The 5,256-nt window shown below is 58.4% G+C and carries 5 protein-coding genes and 1 tRNA gene; 2 read left to right on the forward strand and 4 right to left on the reverse strand.

Annotation, left to right across the window (positions count from 1 at the left end; translation table 11 throughout):
* The 3 genes from VGP75_RS14405 to VGP75_RS14415 all read right to left on the reverse strand — a co-directional run.
* A partial coding sequence (locus VGP75_RS14405) for a site-specific integrase (RefSeq protein WP_526025515.1) occupies window positions 1-363 on the reverse strand: 363 nt, incomplete at its 3' end.
* A gap of 285 nt (window positions 364-648) precedes the next feature.
* A complete protein-coding gene (locus tag VGP75_RS14410) occupies window positions 649-1,317 on the reverse strand; it encodes a site-specific integrase (protein WP_327544327.1) in 669 nt (222 codons plus the stop codon).
* A 16-nt stretch (window positions 1,318-1,333) separates the two neighbouring features.
* Window positions 1,334-1,420, reverse strand: a tRNA-Leu gene (locus tag VGP75_RS14415).
* Between the two features lie 158 nt (window positions 1,421-1,578).
* Here VGP75_RS14415 and VGP75_RS14420 point away from each other — a divergent pair.
* The gene (locus VGP75_RS14420; RefSeq protein ID WP_327544328.1) at window positions 1,579-2,559 is read left to right on the forward strand and encodes a complex I NDUFA9 subunit family protein; all 981 of its coding nucleotides are present in this window, start codon (window positions 1,579-1,581) and stop codon (window positions 2,557-2,559) included.
* Here VGP75_RS14420 and VGP75_RS14425 read toward each other — a convergent pair.
* Window positions 2,556-3,359, reverse strand: a complete 804-nt coding sequence (locus VGP75_RS14425; protein ID WP_327544329.1) for an undecaprenyl-diphosphate phosphatase — start codon at window positions 3,357-3,359, stop codon at window positions 2,556-2,558. The genes VGP75_RS14420 and VGP75_RS14425 overlap by 4 nt on opposite strands.
* A gap of 219 nt (window positions 3,360-3,578) precedes the next feature.
* Here VGP75_RS14425 and VGP75_RS14430 point away from each other — a divergent pair, with 219 nt between their 5' ends.
* On the forward strand, window positions 3,579-5,006 hold the full coding sequence (locus VGP75_RS14430) for an NAD(P)-dependent oxidoreductase (RefSeq protein WP_327544330.1): 1,428 nt from the start codon (window positions 3,579-3,581) through the stop codon (window positions 5,004-5,006).
* The last annotated feature ends 250 nt before the right edge of the window (window positions 5,007-5,256 follow it).

Here is a 5,256-nt window from a genome sequence, read left to right on the forward strand (position 1 = left end):
GGCTGACTGATGGCCGACAAGGGAGGCGGTGAAGTGCGCAGGGACACCGGTGCGCTCACACTGGGTGATGAACCACTTACGGGTGGAGTGGAACACCGTGCCATGCAGCTCCCTATGCACCGACCTGAGGTAGGCGTAGCGCTTGACCACCCGATCGACAGTTAGGGATGGAAAGAGCCGCCCCTTGCTTGGGAGGGATGTATCCAACATCTGCTCCAGCACAGGATGCAGTGGCACCTCCCGCTCAGCTGCCTTTGACTTGAGTGGCCGCAGGTGGTTGGGCTTGATCTGCACAAACCGCCCGAGGTTGCCTTTGGTGCTGACGTCCTCTGCCAAGAGCCCACAGGCCTCCCCTGACCGCATACCTGTCAGCAGGCAAAAAGAAGGGCGCTGTGAAGCACCCTGTCATTTGCATTGAGGAGGAGAGAGACCTGGGGATCAGTCAGGACCCTGTGTGACCTGACCTCTGGCTTGTCTCTGACCAGAAGTCCCTCCCAAGGGTTTGCCTCCAAGGTCCCCGACCGAACGCACCAGTCAAGGAACTGCTGCAACTGTCGCCAGACCCGCCGCTGGGTTTGGGCTGTCAGGGATACCTCATCATGCTCCTCCGACAAGGCTGCAAGCTCTGCCAGCGAAGCCCCCTGCGCATCACTGTACTTTCTGATGTTGGGTGACAGTCGGGCAACGTATCCCAGCACCTCCTTGCCCAGCGTGTCGTTCAGGTCTGGTCAGCGGCCAGCGCATGTTGGCAACGTCGCTGCTGGCAAAGGCGGGTGTCATGAGGGCGAGTTGCTCATCCGTGATGGGCAGCCGATCGGTGTTGCTGCTGCCTGCTCCCTTAATCTTGATCGCCTGGAACACGTTGCGAATGTCCAAGTCATGCTCCAGCAGGACATGGTTTACCGCTGCCTTCACCACACCAAGGTTCCGCTGCACAGAGTTGGGGGCCATGCGTGATAGCAAGAGGTCTCGGTAGGCGTTTGCATCAGCCCGGGTCAGGTCCTTCAACTCTGTCCACTCAAAGCGGTTCTTGCCAAGGCTAAGGATCAGGTCTTTGCGGATACGGTCCATCCGAGTGCGCAGGCCGTTGTCACTCTCCTCCGCTTTGTAGGCATAGTATTCTTCTAGGATCCGAGAAAGCGACATGGGCGCGGCCTCTGAGGAAGCCGCTTTGAGCTGCCTAACTACACCCTTGGGGACTGCCTGTTCCACATCCTCGGCCAGACCTGACAATCCACAGCCCAAAAACTGACGGAAATGGTCCCGAGAGCGGTCCCAGAAAACCCCAAAAGCCAAGTTTTTCTTGGTTTTCTTCAACTTATCGAGGGGAATGTGGTGCCCAGGAGAGGACTCGAACCTCCACGTCCATACAGACACCAGCACCTGAAGCTGGCGCGTCTACCAATTCCGCCACCTGGGCAGGTCACGTGGCGCGGATTTACGCGCCGTTTAAGGGGCTGTCAACGCGATTCGACCACAAATAACCGGGTCGCAAATAAATCCTCCCAGATTGCGCCTTGTCTTACAGGGGGGGCGGGGGGTAAACCCGACATCAGCTACTTATCTAAAGGGCCACGGATGTCACAGCTTGTCACTATTTTCGGCGGTTCCGGCTTTGTCGGACGCTATATCGCGCGGCGCATGGCGAAAGAGGGATGGCGCGTGCGCGTCGCTGTGCGCAACGTCAACGAGGCGATGTTTGTCCGCCCGTACGGTGTGGTCGGTCAGGTCGAGCCTGTCTTTTGCAATATCCGCGATGATGCCAGTGTTGCCGCTGTGACCGAGGGTGCCGATGCTGTGGTCAACTGCGTGGGTGTGCTGGACGAGGTTGGCAAGAACACATTTTCCGCCGTGCAGGCCGAAGGTGCCGGGCGCATCGCCCGTATCGCTGCTGCACATGGTGTTGCGCGGATGGTGCATATCTCTGCGATTGGTGCGAACGCCGAGGCGGCAAGCGTATATTCCAAAACCAAGGCAGCAGGTGAAGCGGCCGTGCTGGAGCATATGCCGCAGGCGATGATCCTGCGTCCGTCGATAGTATTCGGTGCCGAGGACCAGTTCTTTAACCGCTTTGCCGGAATGTCCCGTTTAGGGCCAGTATTGCCTGTGATCGGTGCCGAGACCAAGTTCCAGCCCGTTTATGTCGATGATGTTGCTGCTGCAGCGGTCAAAGGTGTTCTGGGGCAGGCCGAAGGCGGTGTGTATGAGCTGGGCGGGCCCGATGTGCATAGCTTCCGCGAGCTGATGCAGCTGATGCTGGGCATCATCCGCCGCCGTCGTTTGATCGTGAATACGCCGTTCTGGATGGCGCGGATCATGGCGGCTGTGTTTGGTATTGTGCGCAAACTGTCGCTGGGTCTGATCAAGGGGCCTGTGACGAAGGATCAGGTGATCAACCTTGGCGTAGATAATGTCGTCTCCATGGATGCCAAAGGGTTTGCCGCTCTGGGTTTGCAGCCCACCGCGATGGAGGCCGTGTTGCCTGATTACCTGTGGCGGTTCCGTCCGTCGGGGCAGTATGACGCGATCAAGGAATCCGCGAAGAACCTGAAAGCCTAGGTATAGGCGATCCAGAGCAGCACCACGCCAAGCGCGATCCGGTAGATCACATAGGGTGTGAAACTGACAGATTTCAGAAGGCGCATCATGAGCGCCAGTGCAAGCAGTGCTGCCGCGAATGACAGCGCGACGACCAGCCCGATATCGCGCCATGCGCCGATGTTGCCTGATCCGATCACATCGAGGCTCAGCAAGGCCCCAGAGGCAATGATTGTCGGGATCGACATCAGCATCGCAAGGCGCGCGGCATCTGTACGCGTATAACCCAGCATGCGTCCTGCGGTGATAGTGATGCCGGAACGCGATGTGCCGGGGATCAGAGCAACCGCCTGCCAGAGCCCCATTTTCAGGGCGTCTTTCAATGACCAACTGGTGGCTGTCTTTTCTTCCGCGCCTTTCTGGTCGGCCCAATACAGCACGATCCCGAAAATGATCATGGCCCAGCCGATCACGGCGATACCGCGCATTGCGTCAGAGAGACCCGTCACCTTGAGGATCAGGCCTGCGATGATCACGGGGATTGTTGCGATAATCAGGCAAAGGGCAAGGAACGCGCCTTGCGTATCAATCTTGCCGCGCAGCAGGCGCAGGGTGCCGCCGAGGGCCAGTTTCACGTCGGACCAGAAATAAAGCACCACAGCGCAGAGCGTGCCCACGTGGGCCGCGACGTCAATGACCTGCCCTTGGTCTGCCATGCCTGACAGTGAGGGCAACAGGATCAGGTGACCGGACGATGACACCGGCAGGAACTCGGTGATCCCTTGGATGATCGCGATGATGAGCAGGTGGAGTGTTGTCATTGATCCGGCTTTTGATTCGTCTTGTCCAACCTATAACCTGCCTGAATCTTGGGGAAAGAGAGGATATAGGTCACAAATCGGACCTAATTTTAACCTATTGACCACGATCTTTCGCCCGCCGCGACAAATTTTCTTCTATATAGGTCAGCAGTGCTGCCTTTTCATTTGGTTTGGACCGTTTTAAAAGGCGTCTCGCTCTGGAATACGGGAGGGTGGCTTATGGCTGGCCAAAAGATGTTGAAGTTTACACAAGTCTCGCGCGAGATGCCGGAAAAGCGTCCGCCGAACTTACGCAAGGAAGACTTCGGCGAGATTTACGCCGAGTACGCACGCGACAAGGCCGCCGAGCAGGCAAGCCGGTGCAGCCAGTGTGGCGTGCCTTATTGCCAGACCCATTGTCCGCTGCACAACAACATCCCCGACTGGCTGCGCCTGACGGCTGAAGGGCGTTTGCAGGAAGCCTATGAGATTTCGCAGGCCACCAACACGTTCCCCGAAATCTGTGGCCGTATCTGCCCGCAGGACCGTCTGTGCGAAGGTAACTGTGTGATCGAGCAGTCCGGCCATGGGACTGTGACCATCGGGTCGGTCGAGAAATACATCACTGACACGGCATTCGAGGAAGGCTGGGTTCAGCCGATCCGCCCCCATGCCGAGCGGAGTGAAAGCGTGGGCATCATCGGTGCCGGACCGGGTGGTCTTGCGGCAGCAGATATGCTGCGCCGTCAGGGTGTGCAGGTCACCGTTTACGACCGCTATGATCGCGGCGGCGGTTTGCTGACCTATGGTATCCCGGGCTTCAAGCTTGAGAAAGATATTGTCATGCAGCGCATGGCCCAGCTTGAAGACGGTGGCGTGCAGTTTGTGCTGAATTGTAACGTGGGCGAGGACCTGTCGTTTGATGCGATCCGCGGCAAGCATGACGCGGTTCTGATTGCCACAGGTGTCTATAAAACACGTGATTTGCCGGATTCCGGCGCGGACGGGATTGTCGATGCGATCGACTATCTGACCGCGAGCAACCGCAAGAGCTTTGGTGACGAAGTGCCCGAGTTTGACAGCGGTGAATTGAACGCAGAAGGCAAGCGCGTTGTCGTCATTGGCGGCGGTGATACCGCGATGGACTGTGTGCGCACTGCGATCCGTCAGGGTGCGCAAAGCGTGAAATGTCTGTATCGTCGTGACCGTGCCAATATGCCGGGATCACAGCGTGAGGTGCAGAACGCTGAAGAAGAGGGCGTCGAGTTTGTCTGGCTTGCTGCCCCGAACGGTTTCGAGGGCGATCCTGTCACAGGTGTGAGGGTGCAAAAGATGCGCCTTGGCGCGCCTGATGCGACGGGCCGCCAAGCGCCCGAATTGATCGACGGGTCCGACTATGTCGAGGGCGCGGATATCGTGATCAAGGCGCTGGGCTTCGAGCCCGAGGACCTGCCGAAGTTGTGGGGTGTCGAGGGGCTGGAAGTGACCCGTTGGGGCACCGTGAAAGCCGACTTCAACACCGGTGCGACAAGCCTTGAGGGTGTCTATGCCGCAGGTGACATCGTGCGCGGTGCTTCGCTTGTTGTCTGGGCAATCCGCGATGGGCGTGACGCGGCGACCGCGATGTTGGAGTATCTGGGTCAGGCGGCGACTGTTGCCGCCGAATAGGCCGTACAGAACGCGTACACATCTTGTACACAACCTGTACGCACGCCTGTCATACACGCGATTTAGGTAGGTCACAGCTGCTGACCTGGAAGGTAAAGAAATGATGAAGCCGATGATCATCCTCAGTGCTTTGGTTGTGGCCGCTCCGGCCATGGCCCAGCAGAGCTTTGCCGCGCCAGAGGGATGTGAGGCCGTGCTGACCGTCCAGAACAAGGGTTGCGTCATGACCAATGTCTGGCAATGCGCCGCT

It is taken from the genome of Yoonia sp. (genome assembly GCF_036007805.1).
Classification (GTDB): Bacteria; Pseudomonadota; Alphaproteobacteria; order Rhodobacterales; family Rhodobacteraceae; genus Yoonia.